General features: G+C 48.4%; 15 protein-coding genes and 1 riboswitch. Of the genes, 10 read left to right on the top strand and 5 right to left on the bottom strand.

All coding sequences use genetic code 11. The features are described 5' to 3' along the window. Positions 1 to 249: 249 nt before the first annotated feature. From leuO to A1OO_RS00865, 5 genes are all read right to left on the bottom strand, one after another. Positions 250 to 1,197, bottom strand: coding sequence for a transcriptional regulator LeuO (leuO, locus tag A1OO_RS00845; protein WP_016958998.1), 948 nt, complete (start codon positions 1,195 to 1,197; stop codon positions 250 to 252). 378 nt (positions 1,198 to 1,575) lie between these two features. Then, positions 1,576 to 2,715 carry an MJ1255/VC2487 family glycosyltransferase gene (locus A1OO_RS00850; RefSeq protein ID WP_016958999.1) on the bottom strand — a complete coding sequence of 380 codons (1,140 nt, stop codon included), beginning with the start codon at positions 2,713 to 2,715 and terminating at the stop codon, positions 1,576 to 1,578. 24 nt (positions 2,716 to 2,739) lie between these two features. After that, positions 2,740 to 3,270 (bottom strand): phosphatase PAP2 family protein, encoded by a 531-nt coding sequence (locus tag A1OO_RS00855; RefSeq protein ID WP_016959000.1) that lies wholly within the window; start codon positions 3,268 to 3,270, stop codon positions 2,740 to 2,742. A 133-nt stretch (positions 3,271 to 3,403) separates the two neighbouring features. Further along, positions 3,404 to 6,523, bottom strand: a complete 3,120-nt coding sequence (locus A1OO_RS00860) for an efflux RND transporter permease subunit (protein ID WP_017005190.1) — start codon at positions 6,521 to 6,523, stop codon at positions 3,404 to 3,406. Further along, entirely contained in the window at positions 6,520 to 7,908 is a 1,389-nt protein-coding gene (locus tag A1OO_RS00865) for an efflux RND transporter periplasmic adaptor subunit (protein ID WP_017005193.1), read from the bottom strand. Before A1OO_RS00865 ends, A1OO_RS00860 begins: the two co-directional genes overlap by 4 nt. A 639-nt stretch (positions 7,909 to 8,547) precedes the next feature. Between A1OO_RS00865 and leuA the strand changes: the two genes are divergently transcribed. The 10 genes from leuA (at position 8,548) to A1OO_RS00915 (ending at position 20,555) form a co-directional block, all read left to right on the top strand. After that, complete coding sequence (gene leuA, locus A1OO_RS00870; RefSeq protein WP_016959003.1) at positions 8,548 to 10,104, top strand: 2-isopropylmalate synthase; 1,557 nt, start codon at positions 8,548 to 8,550, stop codon at positions 10,102 to 10,104. Between the two features lie 2 nt (positions 10,105 to 10,106). Continuing rightward, entirely contained in the window at positions 10,107 to 11,195 is a 1,089-nt protein-coding gene (gene leuB / locus A1OO_RS00875; protein ID WP_016959004.1) for a 3-isopropylmalate dehydrogenase, read from the top strand. Between the two features lie 89 nt (positions 11,196 to 11,284). Then, a complete protein-coding gene (gene leuC, locus A1OO_RS00880) occupies positions 11,285 to 12,700 on the top strand; it encodes a 3-isopropylmalate dehydratase large subunit (RefSeq protein WP_016959005.1) in 1,416 nt (471 codons plus the stop codon). A 9-nt stretch (positions 12,701 to 12,709) separates the two neighbouring features. After that, on the top strand, positions 12,710 to 13,312 hold the full coding sequence (gene leuD, locus A1OO_RS00885; protein ID WP_017005195.1) for a 3-isopropylmalate dehydratase small subunit: 603 nt from the start codon (positions 12,710 to 12,712) through the stop codon (positions 13,310 to 13,312). Positions 13,313 to 13,568: 256 nt separating this feature from the next. After that, the gene (locus A1OO_RS00890) at positions 13,569 to 14,375 is read left to right on the top strand and encodes a DUF547 domain-containing protein (protein ID WP_017005197.1); all 807 of its coding nucleotides are present in this window, start codon (positions 13,569 to 13,571) and stop codon (positions 14,373 to 14,375) included. 38 nt (positions 14,376 to 14,413) lie between these two features. After that, positions 14,414 to 14,518: riboswitch (TPP riboswitch) on the top strand. A 50-nt stretch (positions 14,519 to 14,568) separates the two neighbouring features. After that, positions 14,569 to 15,564, top strand: a complete 996-nt coding sequence (gene thiB / locus A1OO_RS00895; protein WP_016959008.1) for a thiamine ABC transporter substrate binding subunit — start codon at positions 14,569 to 14,571, stop codon at positions 15,562 to 15,564. A 4-nt stretch (positions 15,565 to 15,568) separates the two neighbouring features. Beyond that, the gene (gene thiP, locus A1OO_RS00900; RefSeq protein ID WP_017005198.1) at positions 15,569 to 17,170 is read left to right on the top strand and encodes a thiamine/thiamine pyrophosphate ABC transporter permease; all 1,602 of its coding nucleotides are present in this window, start codon (positions 15,569 to 15,571) and stop codon (positions 17,168 to 17,170) included. Then, positions 17,154 to 17,843 (top strand): thiamine ABC transporter ATP-binding protein, encoded by a 690-nt coding sequence (thiQ, locus tag A1OO_RS00905; protein ID WP_017005200.1) that lies wholly within the window; start codon positions 17,154 to 17,156, stop codon positions 17,841 to 17,843. Before thiP ends, thiQ begins: the two co-directional genes overlap by 17 nt. A gap of 92 nt (positions 17,844 to 17,935) precedes the next feature. Then, positions 17,936 to 18,934, top strand: coding sequence for a GGDEF domain-containing protein (locus A1OO_RS00910; RefSeq protein ID WP_017005202.1), 999 nt, complete (start codon positions 17,936 to 17,938; stop codon positions 18,932 to 18,934). A gap of 181 nt (positions 18,935 to 19,115) precedes the next feature. Beyond that, the gene (locus tag A1OO_RS00915; protein ID WP_016959012.1) at positions 19,116 to 20,555 is read left to right on the top strand and encodes a transporter substrate-binding domain-containing diguanylate cyclase; all 1,440 of its coding nucleotides are present in this window, start codon (positions 19,116 to 19,118) and stop codon (positions 20,553 to 20,555) included. The last annotated feature ends 4 nt before the right edge of the window (positions 20,556 to 20,559 follow it).

Genomic DNA, 20,559 nt, shown 5'->3' on the forward strand with positions numbered 1-20,559 from the left:
CTTGTAAGCTCAAACTAGACTTGCAGTGTAATGACTCCTACATCAATTACAAGAAAAAGCGCCGGAAACACGGTTAATAATCGACCATAAATGAATACGAACAGTGTTCATTTCAGAGTACACCTGTTCTCTCAAATTATAAGGAAGTTGTAACAATACGTATCAATAATGCACGAAGGAAAAGCACATAAACAAAAAGCCGACGCAATGTCGGCTTTGGCGGGTCGTTCACAGATAATTATGTGGCTATTAACTCAACGAGTTACCACAAATCGACAGCAGTTGATCACGCATCCAGAGGTGACCTTTGTCTTTTTCAGCAGAGGCATGCCAACTTAAATAACCACTAATGCGATTGTTTTCTAACGGCAGTGGGAGTGTCTTAAGGTTGGTTTGATGTTGACCCGATTCCACCATCCAGCGCGGCGCAACCGCCACTAATTCAGATTGGCTCACGACATACAAAATATTGCTTAAACTTACGCCTTGGTATGCTTCACGGTATCGACCATCGCGATAGAAGCCTTCGGCATAACTCAGCATTTCTCCGTTGTGTTTTAGCACTGCATGCGCTTCATTTAGCAAGGCTTTTGCTGTAATGCTATCTGCCAGTCGTGGGTGATTTTTATTGACCACCACAACCAGTTCGTCGTTAAACATTTCAGTACTAGAAAAACCGGTTTCGCCAAAACGCAGGTAATCAATCACAAAGTCGATTTCCTGATAACGAAGCTTGCGAGAAATATCGCGATCAAACTCGGTTTCTACCTGAACATTAATGGCCGGAGCGACGCGGTTGATCGAGTTCAGGATTTGCGGAACAAAACGCATGTCCGATGGGCTACAAATTGCCAGTCGGAACGTACGGTTGCTCGTTTCAGGAACAAACACTGACGTTGGCAGTTCGTTCTTGATCAATTGTATGGCTTGACGAATAGGACCAAATAACTGGCGCGCACGCTGGGTAGGTTTAATGCCACGGCCATTACGTACAAACAGCTCGTCATTAAACATGACTTTCAAGCGAGCCACTGCGTTGCTCACTGCAGGTTGCGACATCCCTAAATTTTGTGCGGCACGAGTAATGTTCTGCTCTTGCATCACCGCATCAAACACTGTGATGAGATTAAGATCGACACTTCTCAGCGTCGTATCAGCGCGATTTTCAGAATTATTCGTCGACTCTATATGCGTCATACCTAAACCTTGAACAAGGGAGTAAATGTGTCAACGTTACCCATGTATACAAACTGCTATCACACCTAAAAAGGGCGATTACAAAGCGATTAGGTAGCTATGCCATTGAGCACAGCGGATCGAGTTTGGATAATGGAACGTCAAACACGCGTTCATGTCCTGACAGGTGATAAGTTTACTTAATGAAACTGAACACACCATGACTGGGACACAAACTTAGTAACATGACTGGCGAAAGATACCCCAGTAAATTGTTATAAAAACATGTTCATAGGCAGGAGGGTAAACCTAAAAATCAATTGCTTTTTTCGATTATAAAACAACCATATAGATCTAAAAATCGCACACAAAATCCTCGACGCCAACCCATTCATGCAATCAATACTGCTTGGCTTTTTTATTTGATCCCACAGGTAACTTCATGTTGAACATCGCCTGTTTACGACGTTGACTTGGCCAAAAATCCGACAATAAATCGTTCACATGTTCGGGGAATTCCACCTGTGACCAAAGCTGCTCATGAAGCTCAGGCAAGGTACTCGTATCCCCCACGGCTAACCATTGCGCAATGGCTTCGGCCACTTCAGGATATTTCACTCGCTGACTTTCTGAGTGCGCTAACCATTGGCGGATCGCATTTATGTCCAAACTTTCCATGGTGCTTGCCAAACCAAGTATCTCTAACGTGGTGACATTGCTTTGCTGCTCAAACTGACCACTGAGAGGTTTAAGCAGCAATTTTTTGCCCAAAGATAAAGCTTCAGAGGGCAACTCAAAACCGCCGTTCGCAATCACGCCATCACAAGCGAATAAAGCCTGTTGAAATTCGGCTTTGCTTAATGGCCGAAGATCAACATTGCCATCTTGTGCCGCGTTCTGACAATCAGGATGGAAACAGATAAATGATGAAGAAAAGTGTCGCAAGGTGGTGAGAACACTGTCCAACCGTTCAAACGGTAAATACACCAATACCGCGCCGCTTTTGGGATGTGAATCGTTCGGTTTCAAATCAATAATAGGCGGTAAAACGGGTTGGTTGAAGTGATACCAGTGAAGGCCGATGTTGAGTTCAGTGGGCGCAAAAAAACGCATGATGGCTTTATCTATGAGGGTTTGCCCTTGCTTGGGCACGTCATAAAGAAACGCGGACTGATGGCTGATTGAAAGAGAAGGAACACCACGATGCTTGGCGGCATGCGCAGTGACAGGCTCGAAATCTGAAATCACCAAATCGTATTGCGTCACATCCAGCGAGCGCACTTCCTGCATAAACTGCCACAAATTATTGTTGAGCGCCGTTTTTACGTGATCAATTTTTCCGGCATGACTAAAGAAGGTGAATCCTCTTCGCACCATATAATCACCAAACACTGCCATGTCGAAATACGCGGATTCGGCACGGCCAGAAAACAGAAACTGCACCTCGATGCTTGGCGTTTCGGCTAAGGCTTGTGCCATCGCCCGTGCACGGGAAATATGTCCATTGCCCGTTCCTTGTACGCCATAAAGAATTTTCATCACTGCTCTCTATTGTTATACGGGCTATCCCGCAAAATACACATACTCGGAAAAGCGCAATACCAATGACGCACACCCTAGCCCCAATAACGCGCCCACCAACACATCAGAAACGTAATGCACGCCAAGTAACACGCGTGAAGCACCGATACTGGCTGCCCATGTCCAATACACCGCGTTGTAATCAGGGTAAAAATGACTGAGAAGCGCTGCCATGAGAAACGCCGCTGACGTATGGCCTGATGGCATACTGTAAAGATCGGAAGGGATAATAAAAGCAGGGAGGTGCTGTGGCCTAGCTCGACGAAATAGTCGCTTAAGCACCCTATAAACGGGTAACTCAATCGCAAATGCCTGCAAACCACAAACAAGAAACGAGACGCCTTTGTCGCCTGCTGTCAGTGCAAGCAAAGCACCGATAGCCAGATAAAGATGTCCGTCTCCACTTTTGGATACCCACCGAAACACGCGTGCAATGTCGGCACTGAATCGGTGGCTTAAACAAAGGGTAGATACGGCCTGATCGACCCTTTGGAGGGTAACGAGACTGCGCATTCATCAACTCCATTTATTGACGTTACATAGTCAGCGTAGAGTTGAGCAGTGACAGTCCGGTTACGATTTGCAGACGACTGTGTGAATTTTATGCCATCACATTTATGTAGAAATGTGCGTATGCCGAAGCGAGTTATACCGAGCCAGGTGCATGTAATGGCTCATGCCGTTTCACTTTGCCAAAATCCGCCAAAATGGCGTAGGCCGCAGGGATCATAAACAACACCAGTAAGGTTGAGGTGAAAATACCGAACACAATCGAGATCACCAATGGCTTCACCACTTGTGCCTGCAAACTGGTTTCCAGCATTAAGGGCAACAGACCAGCCGCCGTCGTTAACGAGGTTAAGAACACCGCACGAAAACGCTCCTGACTGGCGCGAACCACGGCGCTGTAAACATCATCCCCTTCATCTAAATGATGACGAATGTATTGCACCAGCAAGATGGAGTCATTCACCACCACGCCAGCAAGAGACACAAAACCCATCATGCTTGGCATACTCAGAGGATGACCAAGCAGCCAATGCCCCCAAAGCACACCAATCAGTGCCAGCGGAATCGCTATCAACACCACAAAAGGTTCAAGGTAACTGCGGAATTGGAAACTCAAGATAACGAAGATGCCAAACAGACCAAGGGCAAAACCAATGCCCATTGAACGCCCTGTTTCTGCCGAGTCCTGACTTTGCCCTTCAAACAGCACGCGCAGCCCTGGATATTGAGTTTCCAAACCGGGCACAATTTCTTCTTTTAGGCGCGCTAATACATCACCAATGCTGACCTGACTTTGCACCACATCGCCAAACACACTCAAAGTGCGAAGCCCGTCAATACGCTGGATCCGCACATAATTGCGCTGATAATTCAGCTCTGCCACAGTCGATAAGGGGATCAAGCTGCCATCAGGCAAAACAATAGGAAAGTTAGCCAACCCTTGTAGACTGCTGGCATCGTCTTTGTCGAGTCGCACATCCACTTCAATCGACTCTGGCCCGACTTGAATTTCATCAGCGGTTTGTCCGAAGTACGCCGCGCGTAACTGCCGCGCAATCATTTGACCATTAATACCAAAGGTTTCCGCGCCAGGACGCAGCGTCACCTTCACTTCTTCTTTGCCTGGACGCATATCATCAAGCACACCGGACACGCCCTCAAACTGTCCGATAAATTGCTGGATTTGTACCGATGCTTGTTTCAATTCATCCAGATCGTCGTGTTGCAATCGAATATCAAAATCACGTCCTCCGGGACCCATGGCAGGTTGCTTGAACACCAAAGAAATCGGTGTGGTTAGCATGCCCGTCTCTTTTTCCCATTCCGCGGCGAAATCATCGATCAATGTTTCTCGCATTTCTGCGCTGAGCAAATCAATACGCACAGTGGCAATGTGCTGACCGCTTTCGTCGGCATCGGCGTTAAAATTGAACTGCTCGGTAATGTGTTCAATCAGCGGTTGTCCTTGCTCATTCTCTTCACTTAAGCGCTCACTCACCCGATTCGCAGATTCAATCAGCGTTGCCACAACCGATTCGGTTTGCGCCAAGGAAGACCCTGGCGGCAGGATCACTCGCGCTTCGGCAATATCACCATCCAGTTCGGGAAACCCCACAAAGCGCACGGCGCCGGAAGCCAGCAGGGCGAATGAAATCAATAGCATGGCAAGCACGCCACCGACAAATGCATAGCGCCATTCCACGGCTTTGGTGACAAGTACCGCTAATCTATTAGCACGAAAATGCTCGAATTTTTCTAAGAATTTTCGTTTGAACGCAAGATCAGGCTTAGGCTTGCCTGCCTTCGAGAGTGAATGTTGCAAGTGGTGCGGCAAGATAAGAAAGGCTTCAACAAGGCTGAGTGTTAAGACCAAGATCAGCACCATGGGCACGACGCGCAGCACAGCCCCCATTTCCCCTTGCAAGAAGATCAAGCTACCAAAGATACACACGGTGGTGAGATAGGAAGACACGACGCCCGGCAGCACCTTTTTCACCCCATTGACCACCGCATCTTCCAGCTTCTGCCCCCGATCAATATGGGATGCGATGGATTCGGAGATCACGATGGCGTCATCCATCATGATCCCTATCGCCATTAGCAACGCCACCAGCGACATGATGTTGATCGATAACCCAAGCTGCGCCATGAGAAAGAAGCTACCAAGGAAGGCCACTGGAAGACCTGCCGCCACCCAAAATGAATAGCGAAATGAGAAGAACAGCCACATGACACCAAAGACCAAGATCACCCCTTGCCATGCGTTACGGGTCATCATGGTCAGACGATCCCAAAGCAGGGACGAGAAATCATTGGTGAGGTTTAAGGTGACACCCGCAGGCGCAATGGCTTGCTGATCGTCGACAAACTGCACCACTCTTTCTTTGATACGAAGGGCGTCATCGGCTTTGTTTTTGCTGATCTTAAGCAGTGCAGACGGCTTGCCATCAAACCAGACTTTTTGTTCATCCAGTTCAAAACGTTCTGTTAGTGTGGCGATGTCTTGCAGGCGGATCACGCCACCCTCGCTGTCAGCCGCCACCACGATCTGACCGAGTGTTTCTGTAGCAATTCGTCGCTGATCAAAGCGGATCAACAAGCTTTTGTCGGCTAATTCAACATTGCCACTAGGGAGATTGATATTTTGAGCGCTGATCTGCGCGGCGATATCTTCCACACTCAAGCCCAGTTGGCGTATGGCACTTTCGCGTACTTCGATGCGTATTTGCTTGTCGGAAAATCCTGCCACGTTAACCAGTTGAACATCATATTGGTGCTTGAGTTTTTGCTTGAGATCTTCGGCATAGGCTTTTAGCCCGACCCAATCCGTTTCTGCCGCGATCGCAACATCAACAACTGGCTCATTCCAGTCCAACTCACGCACCACAGGCGGTTCGATATCACTGGGGAAGTTGTTCACGGCGTTGATCTGGGTTTGAATATCCACCAGCATGCGCGAGATATCAGCCTCGGCATTGAGTTTCACCACTAAACTCGCGGAGCCTTCCACCGCTTCACAGCGCGTTTCTTCGATATTGGAAAGCCCATCAACAGCTTCTTCCATCAACAGACAGATATTCTGCTCTACCTGCTCAGGGCTTGCTCCGGGATAAACCACATTGGCAAGAATGTAAGGCGGCGCAAATTCGGGGAAGGTTTCTCGTTTAAGTTTGGATAATGACGTCAGGCCCAACAAGATCAGCGTCAGCATCAGCAAATTGGCGGCTGTCGGATGTCGGGCGAAAAAACGAATCATACGTCGTCCTCTGTCGCTTTTTCACCGACACGGCTTTGCTCCATACTGTTTTCATCAACACGACTCTGTTCAATACCGCTTCGGTCAACGCTTTCGCCATCGACAGTGACGGCTTCCAGCGTCATTCCGGGCACCGCAGGCAGCAGATCGTTGATAACGATTTGCTGTCCTTGTTTCAGCGCGCCGTCGATCGCAACATGATTGCCGCTGCGGAACACAATAGTCACAGGCAAGACGACAAGCTCGCCTTCTTCCATCACATAGATCTTATCGCCTCTGAGCGCTTGCTCGGGGATCACCCAATGGGAAACGGGTTGTCCTGAGATACTGGCTTTAACAAACATGCCGTTGACCAGTGTCGGCATGGCAGCAATAGCCGCATGCTTTTTATCACTCAGCGCGATTTCCAAAATCACACCTACAGTGGCCTGATTGAGGTTCACGGTATCGCTAATGCGCGCCACATTGGCGCCCCACTCACGGGTAAACGAACCACTCGACAACGCCACACTGGCATCCAGTTGGTGGATCTTTTGTTCAAAACCGTTGCCGGTTGCATCAACCAAGGTGTCGAACACGGTTTGCATATCGTGAATAGAGACTTGTGCGTCCACTTCTACTGCTTCAAGGCCATGGGCAACCACCATCACTTGTTGAGGTGTCACCACTTGATCTTGCTCGATATTAACCTCCGCAATGCGGCTGTCGACCGGAAGTACAATTTGGGTTTTCTCCAAATTGCGCTCAGCCTGCTCAAGTGCCAATCGGCTAACATCCAATTCTGCCTGAGTGATCCGCTTTTCATCGGGCAGCACTTTTATCTGGCTTTGCAGATCTTGCACTCGCGCTTGTTGCGACAAGAAAGCTTGCTGCTCCGAATCCAGATCAGATTGGGACGTCAGCCCTTTCTTTCGCAGGTTTTTCTGGCGAGTGAGTTCATCTCGGCTCAAGGTAAGACGCCGAATTTCAATCGCGAGCGTGGCTTGCAAGTTGGTATCGTCGAGATCGAGCTTGGCGAGACGGGCTTCTTTTGCGCTCACATCAGCTTGTGCTTGCGCCACGGCGAGTTGGTAATCCGTCGGGTCAATACGAAGTAATTCCGTGCCAGCAGGCAGTACCTGCCCTTTTTGCAACGCCGGATTTCGGTAAATCACCTTACCATTCACTTCGGCGATAGCTTGCCACGTTAGTTTCGGTGTCACCCGACCAAACCCCGTCACTTTTGGGGCAATGTCTTGCTGTTTTAAGGTAACCACATCGACAGCCCGCGCTTTAGATTGTGCGGGTTTCACGGGAATATCAGGACGCAAAGTAATGGCCATAAACAGCACCAACGCACCGATCGCCAAGGCGGGAAAGAAAAGCAGTTTTCGGCGCAGTGTCATGGTAAAAGACCTCCGTATCCAACAAAGTATCAGTACAAATCTCGTTATACCGATTCATGCACGAAGTAATACTACGTTGGAACATCCAGTATTTCTTTCAATTTACAAAACATTGCATTGCCAAATTATCAATTTGTGACAAGCCGAACTGTGGCAATCGTAGCAGCGCCAACCGCGTTCCAAGCCAATGAGACGACGACAAACTCACGTCGTCGTATTCAACTAACGCTTTCGTCGTGAGATCACCCAAAACCCCAGTTAGTGAATAAAACCAATTTGACACATGAAAAGCAGTTTATTTCACCACAGTTAACAGTATGAATAACGCATTCTTGTTATTTTCTATTTTGATATTGACGCAATAGTAAATGGTTTGGTATTCATTTGTGCAGACCTTATTAGGAAGCTGTAAAAATGATGATGCGTATTTTCCTCCTAGACCTTCTACTCCTCGTGAGCTTTTCGCGCGGGTAGGTCATGGACTGAAGATAACATCCACCAAGACTTACGAAACCCGCGCCGAGTGCGCGGGTTTTTTTGTATTACCTGCCAGCGGTACGGATAACTAATATCACTATCAGTCAGTAGCTAAGAAACTGTCCACGATATGGGTATTCAACGGCAAGAGAGGGAACGACCATGAAAGACCGAGTCATCATATTTGACACTACCTTACGCGACGGCGAACAAGCGCTGTCAGCCAGCCTGACTGTAAAAGAGAAGTTGCAGATCGCACTGGCGCTCGAGCGTCTAGGTGTTGATGTGATTGAAGCTGGCTTTCCCGTTTCGAGTCCAGGCGATTTTGAATCGGTGCAGACCATTGCCAGAACGATCAAAAACAGCCGTATTTGTGGCTTGTCCCGCGCCGTGAATAAAGACATTGATGTCGCGGCAGAGTCGTTAAAAGCCGCTGAAGCGTTCCGTATCCATACGTTTCTTTCTACTTCTACCATTCACGTACAAGACAAATTGCGTCGCAGCTATGACCAAGTGGTCGAGATGGGTGTTAACGCCGTTAAACGTGCGCGTCGCTATACCGACGATGTCGAGTTCTCGTGTGAAGATGCAGGTCGCACCCCGATTGATAACTTGTGCCGCATGGTAGAAGAAGCCATCAAAGCAGGCGCAACCACGGTCAACATTCCTGACACTGTCGGCTACACCGTACCAGGTGAGTTTGGCGGTATTATCGAAACCCTGTTTAACCGCGTTCCTAACATCGACAAAGCCGTGATTTCAGTTCACTGCCATGACGACTTGGGCATGTCGGTTGCTAACTCAATTGCTGCAGTGCAAGCCGGTGCGCGTCAAATCGAAGGCACAATTAATGGTATTGGTGAGCGTGCAGGTAACTGCGCACTAGAAGAAATTGCCATGATCATCAAAACCCGCAGCGAATTGCTGGGCGTGGATACAGGCATCAACCATAGCGAGATTAGCCGTACCAGTAAGATGGTCAGCCAGCTTTGCAACATGCCGATTCAATCCAACAAAGCGATTGTGGGCACGAATGCCTTTAGCCACAGCTCAGGCATTCACCAAGATGGGATGATTAAAAACAAGAACACCTATGAAATCATGACCCCTCAGTCGATAGGTTTGGGCCAAAAAGCCTTGAACCTAACCAGTCGCTCTGGCCGTGCTGCCGTGAAGAACCACATGGACACCATGGGCTACAGCGATACTGAGTACGATTTGGATAATTTATATCAAGCATTTTTGAAGCTAGCCGACCGAAAAGGCCAAGTTTTCGATTATGACTTGGAAGCACTGATGTTCTTCAATAACCTGCAAGAAGAAGATGACTTCTACAAGTTGAAGTACCTGAGCGTGCAAAGTGGTAGTGTGAAAGCCACCGCGACCATCAGCTTGCAATGTGGCGACGAAGAAATTAGCGACGCTGCCATCGGCAACGGCCCAGTAGATTCTTTATATCAAGTTATCTACCGTATTACGGGTTACGAAATCGTGCTGGATAAGTTCGACCTGACCGCCAAAGGCGAAGGGGAAGATGGTTTAGGGCAAGCTGACATTATCGCCAATTATAAAGGCCGCAAGTATCACGGTACGGGCGTTTCAACAGATATTATTGAAGCATCGGGACAGGCGCTATTGCACGTCATCAACAGCATTTACCGCGCTAACCGCATTGCTCAAATTAAAGAACAAGCAACTTTGAAAACGGAGACAGTATAACCATGGCAGGTACGTATAAGATTGCCGTTCTACCGGGTGACGGTATTGGCCCAGAAGTGATGCAACAAGCCCATAAAGTGCTGGATGCTATCAGTGAAAAATTCGATATCACCTTTGATAAAAACGAGTTTGACGTCGGTGGCATTGCCATCGACAACCATGGTTCACCACTGCCAGATGCGACCTTAAAAGGCTGTGAAGCCGCAGACGCAGTATTGTTTGGTTCAGTCGGCGGCCCAAAATGGGAAAACCTGCCACCGAACGAGCAACCAGAGCGCGGCGCATTGCTGCCTTTGCGCAAGCATTTCCAACTGTTTTGTAATCTTCGCCCTGCGCAAATTCATGCAGGACTTGAAGCATTTTCTCCGCTGCGTGCTGATATCTCTGAGCGCGGTTTCGACATCGTGGTGGTACGTGAACTGACCGGTGGCATCTACTTTGGTCAGCCAAAAGGCCGCGAAGGCTCTGGCGCTGAAGAACGTGCATTTGATACCGAAGTTTACTATCGCTACGAAATCGAGCGTATTGCTCGCATCGCGTTTGAATCGGCGCGTCTTCGCCGCAAAAAAGTCATGTCTGTCGATAAAGCTAACGTCCTGCAAAGCTCGATTTTGTGGCGTGAAGTGGTCGAAGAAATCGCCAAAGACTACCCAGATGTTGAGCTGTCACACATCTACATCGACAACGCAACCATGCAGTTGATTAAAGACCCGTCGCAGTTTGATGTGATGCTTTGTTCGAACATCTTCGGTGACATCATTTCTGATGAATGCGCGATGATCACCGGCTCCATGGGCATGTTGCCATCGGCCAGTCTCAACGACAGTAAGTTCGGCCTATTCGAACCAGCAGGCGGCAGCGCACCAGACATCGCCGGTAAAAACATTGCCAATCCTGTGGCACAGATTCTGTCTGCGGCATTGATGCTACGTTACAGCCTAGGTGAAGAAGACGCCGCGATTGCGATTGAAAACGCAGTGAGCAAGGCGCTAGAAGCGGGTGAATTGACCGCGGATCTGGCTGGTAACACAACTCCGCTGACGACGTCTGAAATGGGTGATAAAATCACCGCGTACGTCCGCGAAGCATAAAATAAGAAAGGATTCTTCCCGTCAGTCTTTGATCTCGTCGCCAACGCCGCGACGAGTCTCAAGACAACAGGGAAAATAAGGAAGAAGCAATGTCTGCAAAAACACTCTATGAAAAAGTCTACGACGCCCATGTGGTGGTCGCAGCAGAAGGTGAAACCCCTTTGCTGTATATCGACCGCCACTTGGTGCATGAAGTCACCTCTCCGCAGGCATTTGATGGCTTGCGTGAAAAAGGCCGTCCGGTGCGTCAGGTGTCGAAAACCTTCGCTACCATGGACCACAACGTGTCTACCCAAACCAAAGACATCAATGCCTCTGGCGAGATGGCTAAGATCCAGATGGAAACCTTAGCGAAAAACTGCGAAGAGTTTGGCGTTACCCTTTACGATCTGAACCACCCGTATCAGGGCATCGTTCACGTGATCGGCCCTGAGTTAGGTATTACCCTGCCAGGTACGACCATTGTTTGTGGCGACTCGCACACCGCGACCCATGGCGCATTTGGTTCATTGGCGTTTGGTATTGGCACCTCAGAAGTTGAGCATGTGCTGGCAACCCAAACCCTGAAGCAAGGCAGTGCCAAGACCATGAAGATCGAGGTCAAAGGCAAGGTCGCTGACGGCATAACGGCAAAAGACATCGTTCTCGCCATTATCGGCAAAGTCGGTCATGCCGGTGGTACGGGTTACGTGGTCGAATTCTGCGGTCAGGCCATTGAAGATTTGACCATGGAAGGCCGCATGACGGTCTGTAACATGGCGATTGAACTTGGCGCGAAAGCGGGTCTGGTTGCACCGGATCAAACGACCTTTGATTACCTGCAAGGTCGCAAGTTCTCCCCAACTGGCGAGAATTGGGATTCAGCGGTTGAATACTGGAAAACGCTGAAAACCGATGACGACGCCAAATTTGATGCCGTGGTGACACTCGATGCTGCCGACATCAACAACCAAGTAACGTGGGGCACGAACCCAGGCCAGGTCGTTGGTATCAACGGCGTCGTGCCAGCACCAGAAAGCTTCAACGATCCGATTGAGCGTCACTCTGCAGAGCGCGCGCTGAAATACATGGGCATTGAAGCCGGTCAGAAAATCACTGACATCACCATCGACAAAGTGTTTATCGGTTCTTGCACCAACTCACGTATTGAAGACATGCGCGCCGCTGCTGCTGTTGCCAAAGGCCGTCAGGTCGCACAAGGTGTTCAAGCGTTAGTGGTTCCGGGTTCTGAACAAGTGAAAGCGCAAGCAGAATCAGAAGGCTTGGATAAGATCTTTATCGAAGCAGGGTTTGAATGGCGTCTGCCAGGCTGCTCCATGTGTTTGGCGATGAACAACGACCGTTTAGGGCCAAAAGAGCGCTGCGCATCGACCAGCAACCGTAACTTCGAAGGCCGTCAGGGCCGCGAAGGTCGTACCCATCTGGTTAGCCCAGCCATGGCTGCCGCGGCTGCCGTTGCGGGTCACTTTGTTGATGTTAACAGCTTCGACATTACGAACGCATAAGGAATCACCATGTCAGGAATTAAACAACATACTGGTCTGGTGGCACCGCTGGACGCTGCTAACGTCGATACCGACGCTATCATTCCAAAACAGTTTTTGCAGAAAGTAAATCGTACCGGTTTTGGCAAACACCTGTTCCATGACTGGCGCTTTCTCGACGAAGCAGGCCTGCAAGACAACCCAGAATTCGTGCTTAATCAACCACGCTATAACGGCGCAAGCGTGCTGTTAGCGCGTGAAAACTTTGGCTGTGGCTCCTCCCGTGAGCACGCACCATGGGCTTTGGCCGACTTTGGCTTCCAAGTGATGATTTCTTCAAGCTTCGCGGATATTTTTTACGGTAACTCCATCAATAACCAAATGGTGCCCGTTACGCTGACAGAAGCAGAAGTCGATGAGCTGTTCGCGTTTGTAGCAGACAATGAAGGCGCAGAAATTGCGCTAGATTTGGAAGCGCAAACCGTCACAGCAGGCGATAAAGTCTATACGTTTGAAATCGACGATTTCCGCCGTCATTGTTTGCTGGAAGGACTAGATAGCATCGGTCTGACACTGCAGCACAGCGACAAAATCGCCGAATACGAAGCCAAGATCCCCGCTTTCTTAGTCTAAGATCTTATCGGTATAAATATGCTGTACTAAGAAACCGACCATGATAATGGTCGGTTTTTTTATGCACTTCGTACCCATCAAAAAGAAAGAAAACTGCATTGACTCAGGTCTTTATACCTATCTGATTAAGTCAGCGGTCATCAATTTGCGCAGGAAAACCCCCTGACGCAGAGATTGCCGATGTTAACCAGCAAGAATGACGACACATTTATTCTCATTGGTATTACACACAACTATTTTGAGTTAGGGATAAAACATGCGTAAAACACTGTCTCTTGGCGTATCGCTATTCGCAATGTTGCTATTGCTTTCAAGTCAGGCATTTGCCGCCCCCAAAAGCGAGTTATGGCCAACTTGGGATAACAGTAACGAAAGCAATTCAGCCACGTTTGACCACAGTCAGTGGCAACACCTCCTTGATCGCTATCTTACCGAGGAGGGCCAGCACACTTTATTCAATTACGGCGCAGTGTCGTCGCAAGACAAAGCGGTACTGGAACAATACCTGACCGATTTAACCTCACTTGACCCGCGCAACTATCGTCAAAGCGAGCAATTTGCATACTGGGTGAATCTGTATAATGCGCTGACAGTGAAAGTGATTCTCGATGAATATCCCATCAAATCCATCACCAAATTGGGTGGTTTCCTAAGCTTTGGCCCTTGGGATGACAAAGCCACCACTGTCGCAGGACAATCGCTGACGTTAAACGATATTGAGCACCGCATTCTTCGCCCTATTTGGAACGACTCCCGCATTCATTATGCCGTGAATTGCGCCAGCCTAGGTTGCCCAAACCTTGCCAAAACCGCCTTTACTGCAGAGAACACGGAGTCCTTACTTGATGCAGCGGCAACGCAATTCACCAACAGCGCAAAAGGCGCTAGCGTTGATGGCAACACCTTAACCTTGTCATCCATTTATGAATGGTATGGCGTTGATTTTGGTGACAATGAACAAGCCATTTTGAAGCAGATAGACGTGTATCGCGACGGGAAGCCACTAAAAGGCTGGTCGGGGAAAATCCAATACGATTACGACTGGTCGCTCAATAAGCCATAACAATGATTGGTAATCATCGCCTTGATGATTACAATATCAACCATCTCGTGGGGAGCTGACATGAAGTCGGCTGAGATTGCGAAAGCTAAACCCATAAACCTGAACCAGATAATGCTGGCGTAGGAATGAGATGTCGCGGAGTGCAACTCAACTCAATGACCCTCAGCCTCGCCAAACATGATGTGAGGCAACCATGAAACTTCCGATTTCTACCCTGATGTTAACCATGACCATGGCCGGTCCTGTGTTAGCAAGCTCTTCAGACACGCTAACGGTTTACACCTACGATTCTTTTGCTGCTGATTGGGGCCCAGGTCCTGCCGTGAAAAAGGCGTTTGAAGCGCAGTGCGATTGCACGTTGAATCTTGTGGCATTGGAAGATGGCGTCACCATTCTTAACCGACTGCGTCTTGAGGGCAAAAACAGCAAAGCTGACGTGCTGTTGGGTCTAGATACCAACTTGATGGCGGAAGCCGAAAAGACAGGTTTGCTTGCATCACACAAAGTGGACGTGAAAAGTGTCACGCTTCCCGATGGCTGGGACAACACCACATTCGTCCCTTATGACTACGGCTACTTTGCTTTCGTATATGACAAAACCAAACTCGCTAATCCACCAAAAAGCTTAAAAGAGCTGGTCGAAACGCGCGACGACATTTCCGTTATCTATCAAGACCCGCGCACGTCAACGCCTGGACAAGGTTTGATGCTATGGATGAAATCCATCTATGGCGATGATGTCGCTGCTGCATGGCAGCAACTGGCGACCAAAACCGTCACTGTCACCAAAGGCTGGTCTGAGGCCTACAACATGTTCTTAAGCGGCGAGTCAGACATGGTACTGTCTTACACCACGTCACCCGCTTATCATTTGATTGCCGAAGAAAACCCAAACTTCACGAGTGCTAATTTCGAAGAGGGTCACTACATGCAAGTGGAAGTGGCGGCAAAAGTGAAAAGCTCAAACAACTCGGCACTCGCAGACGCGTTCATGCAGTTTATTCTAAGTGACGGTTTCCAGAACGCGATTCCAACGGGTAACTGGATGTATCCGGTCACGGGCGTTGAACTGCCAACAGGTTTTGATACCTTGTCGGTTCCAAACAAAAGCTTGCAGTTCACGCCAGAGAAAGTGGCGGATAATCGCCGCACTTGGATCCGTGAATGGCAATCAGCCTTGGTGAAGTAACATTGTGCTAAACCCTTCAAGAACGTGGCCGGGCATCCTCTCGGCTTCGTTAATTGCGGTGCTGATCAGCGCCGCTTTATTTTCTTTGCTTTCTCAAGCGCCGTCTTTAGACGTCGCATCGCTATGGCATGACCCTTACCTTCAACACGTCACATTTTTCAGTTTCAAACAGGCGCTGCTTTCTACCTTCCTCTCAGTTGGCTTAGCGATCCCTGTTGCCCACGCGCTGTCACGGCGTCAATTCAAAGGCAAAGCACTGCTGCTTAAACTCTTTTCCATGACGCTCGTCCTACCCGTGCTGGTAGGCGTGTTTGGCCTATTAGCCATTTATGGGAAGAGCGGTCTTCTGGCCGACGCCCTGTCCGTAGTTGGCATGAAATGGGATGTGAGCATCTACGGCTTGTCCGGCATATTGCTCGCACACGTTTTCTTTAACTTGCCCTTTTCTGCTCAATTACTGGTTCAAGCTCTAGATCAAATCCCGTCAGATCAACGCCGTTTGGCGCAGCAACTCGGGATACGAGGATGGCATCAGTTTCGCTTGCTTGAATGGCCGTATTTACGCCAGCAATTGCCCCATGCCATTGGTCTGGTGTTTATGCTGTGCTTTACCAGCTTTGCCACAGTGATGGCACTCGGTGGTGGGCCTAGTGCCACTACCATTGAGCTGGCGATTTATCAGGCTATCCGTTTTGACTTTGATCTTCAAACGGGTGCCTTGCTTGCGCTATGGCAACTGCTGCTGTGCGGCTTTTTCCACATTGTGGTACAGCGCATGACCAAGCCCCTTTCACTGCAAGGCAAAGACAGCAACATTCTGCTCGCCAAACGCAGTGACACTCGCCTGGAACAGTGTTGGGACTACGTATGGATTGGTTTCGCAGCCCTACTGGTACTGCCACCGTTGGTGATGGTGGTGGTGAGCGGCATCAACCCAAGTGCGCTTTCGGTGCTAACACAAGCAGCGCTTTGGCAGGCCACCGCCAATTCACTTTCGTTGGCGTTTGGCAGTGCACTATGTGCCTTTATGTTGGGTGCAACCATTGTGCTAACCAGTCGATTTTGGCGCTTAACAGGGCATCCTAGACGCGCCGATGGCATCGAAATGACCGCATCTTTGATACTGGTGGTGCCAAGTGTCGTGTTAGGCACGGGGTTGTTTTTGATGCTGCGTGAACATATGGACGTATTCAGTTCACCGTATTGGCTAATACTCGCGGTGAACACTTTAATGGCGTTGCCCTATGTCGTGAAAATTCTCAGCCAGCCCGCTTATCAGTTGTCACAGCAATACCACGGATTGTGCAACTGTCTTGGCATCAAAGGCATCAACAGACTGCGACTGATTGAGTGGCGCGCACTCAGCACACCCATCGCGCGAGCCTTTGCTGTTAGCTTTGTTCTTTCTACGGGAGATTTAGGCGCGATTGCTTTAGTTGGTAGTCAGGGTTTTCAAACGCTCCCTCTCTATTTGTTCCATTTAATGGGTAGCTACCAAATGGATGCAGCTGCGGCGGCATCGCTTGTTTTGTTTGCATTAAGTCTTGGCAGTTATGCCCTTATCGAAACATTGATCACGAGGAAACGTCATGCTGAAAGTCAGTGAATTGTCGTATCACTATCAGGCACAAACGCTGTCTTTTTCGTTTACTTCTAAGCCGGGCTCTATCACGGCGATCCTCGGCCCTAGTGGCGCAGGAAAAAGTACGCTGTTATCACTGCTTTGTGGGCTATTGCCGCCAAGCGGCGGTAATGTGCTATTCGATGATAATGAGTTTACCCAAGCCCCTGCACATGAGCGCCCGCTTTCTATTTTGTTTCAGGAGCACAATCTTTTTGGCCACTTAACTGTGTTCGACAATATTGCGCTCGGTATTAGCCCGCGCTTAGCGCTCAGTGCTGACGACAAAAAATCCATTGGGCAAGCAGCAGAACAGGTTGGATTAGAAAGCTACCTTGAACGATTACCAGGGCAGCTTTCTGGTGGCCAGAAGCAACGAGTCGCACTCGCGCGATGCCTTGTGCGCAATCGCCCACTGCTATTACTCGATGAGCCCTTCTCTGCGCTTGACCCGTCATTGCGTAAGGACATGCTTCAGCAGGTAAAGCAACTCGCTCGCCAATTCAACACCACCATTTTGATGGTCACTCACCATCCTGAAGATGCCATGGCCATCGCTGATAACGTCTTGTTTATTGATGGTGGGAACGTGGTATATCACGCAGATATCTCAGAACTCAGCGCACCAAATGAAATCATAAAACAATATCTTTCATAAATTTAGCATTGAAGTACTGGCAGACATTGCGCATCAATCAACCGCATCTATACTTACTTTTAAGACAACGAACTCATAAGAGAGATGCGATTGTGACTGTTACCAGTATTGATGTGCTGGACTCGGTGGTCGATATTACGGCCCAAACGGAGTCCGACACCATTTCTGAAAGCCTCATCACGACAATTTTGCAATTAACCCCGGCAAATCAGGTTCTGGTGTTGGATTATAATCCTGAGACAAACCCAGAGTTCATGGTCGTTGCATGTTCAGACATCTTTCTCTATGAAGAGGAAAAAGATGCGATTGAACGAGTGCTTCATAATTGCGTGACCATTGGTGACAATGTGGTGGAATTTAGTTCCGCAGACAATCAGTCCCTGCTTGCTGTGCCTATCAAAGGCGAAAATGACGACATTAATGCGGTGGTTTTCTGTAAATGCGATCAACTCAAAGGCGATGAAGTTCAGCTGGTCGAGGGATTAGCAAAAATCTATGAAAACTATCAAAAAATTATTTCTGCCAGTGAACGAGACGGCCTAACAGGGCTTTACAATCGCAAGCTACTCACCACCAAAATTGATTTACTGCTTGACCGTTTTCTCATACAGGGTAACAGCATCACGGATGACCCTTCCCACCACCACTGGGTTTGCATTTTTGACATCGACCACTTCAAGAAGGTCAATGATGCACTGGGTCATGTGTTTGGCGATGAGGTTATCTTGTTAATCACCTCAATGATGAAAAAAGCGTTTGATGATGAGGATCTTCTGTTCCGCTATGGTGGCGATGAATTTGTTGTCATCATGCACCCTCAATCTCGTGAAGACATGGAGGTGACCATCCGTAGCTTTATCAAAACCGTCAACGAACGTGATTATGGTCAAGCAAAAGACGTCTCTATCTCAATGGGGGCGGCATCCATCAGCGATCAAGAACTCAATGCTATTACTGTGCTGGGTTTTGCTGACCAAGCTCTTTATAAAGCCAAACAAAATGGGCGCAACCAAGTCGCATTTTATGAAGATTTGATTGCCAGTGGCGAATTACAGTCTTTGGTACCTGAAGACGACGTAGAGCTGTTCTAGCAGCTATACCCGCTATAATGTAAGCCGCCACAAAGGCGGCTTTTGTTTTTGTGACGATATATACAAATTAACAATGACACATCCATTGACAAAAACATCACATATCAATTCCCTAAATGCAGAGGGTTGCGTATAATCAACGCCAGAAAATCTAGACAGGTTGGTTATTTCGAGTTCATTTATGCCCTGCATTCGTCAGTTCACAGTTACCGCACTCACATTCTTTCTCTCTTTGCTATCGCCTGTTTCATTTGCCGATACCAAGCAACTGATCGTCACTGGCTCATCAACTTGGCAACCTTTCTCATTCATTAATCGCGACGGACAACCTGATGGGATCATGGTCGACTATTGGCGTTTATATGCAAAAGCCAACGATGTTGACGTGCATTTTCAACTCTTGCCGTGGAGTGAGTCTCTGCAGTATGCAGCGAACAACGAAGGCGTCGTTCATGGTGGGTTAGGCTATACAGGCGATCGGGCGGACAATTTAGCCTTCTCTCGAGAGCTGCCGCTCAATCACTACAATGTGAACCTGTTCGTGCAAAAAGATTTGCCTTTCGAAGATTTTAACGCCCTTGGCTCAGCGAAAGTAGGGTCAGTCAAAGACAGCGCCAAACATGCCTTTCTTTTGTCACACCTTTCTGAAGAAAATATTACCTTGTACCCCACTTTTGGTTCATTAAATGAAGCGGCCTATCGAGGCGAGATTGATGTATTCATTGATGACCTGAGTACGGCGCTTTACGATATGCGCCATTCTGGGAATACTGGCCTGTTCACCTCTCGAAGCAAGCTCTACTCTTTTCCGCTCCATTTTGCAGTCGCTAAAGTTACACAAGATAACATTGCCCAAATTGAGCGCGGATTAAGTAAAATAGACGTGGCTGACATTGATGCCATTTATAACAAATGGATCCCAGCCAGTAGGCTCAATGCCACCTTACCTTGGCTGAACAAAACAGCACACTACATCATTCTTATCTCTTCCTTGGTGCTATTGATTGGTGGGCTAACGCTTTACCATCGCTTGTTGAAGTCTCGCACCAATGAGCTAAAAAATGCCGTTGAGGCACTGAAAGATTCGAATAATCGTCTTGAGAGTGCCGTTCAAAACGACGTACTGACAGGTGCAAAATCTCGACATCAATTTTTCACACAACTCGCAGACAAACGCTTTTCACCTTCACCGTTTGTGGTTGCGGTGCTGGATATTGATGGGCTGAAACACATCAATGAGAATCATGGTCAATATATTGGTGATATGGCACTGAAACACCTTGCGACTCAGCTACGTCTTCAGCTTTCAAATCAAACCATGTTTGCACGCCTTGGCGGCGGAGAATTTGCGATATTATTTGATTTGAGTGACAACAGTCAGGCGATGCGAAAAATTAATCAGATACAAAAAGCCCTACAACTAAGTTCACTCTATTTTGACCAACAAGTGGTGCCGGTGAAATTCAGCGCTGGGATTGGCTGTTACCCTTATGATGGTGAGCATGGCGAAGCACTGGTGCGTATCGCATCTAAGCGTATGCGGGCAAACAAACCCAACTATGGCAATTTTAGTGCTAATGACCATGAACCAGAAAGCATGGCAGAGCGTCATTGGGCTTAATCGC

It is taken from the genome of Enterovibrio norvegicus FF-33 (assembly GCF_000286835.2).
GTDB lineage: Bacteria > Pseudomonadota > Gammaproteobacteria > Enterobacterales > Vibrionaceae > Enterovibrio > Enterovibrio norvegicus_A.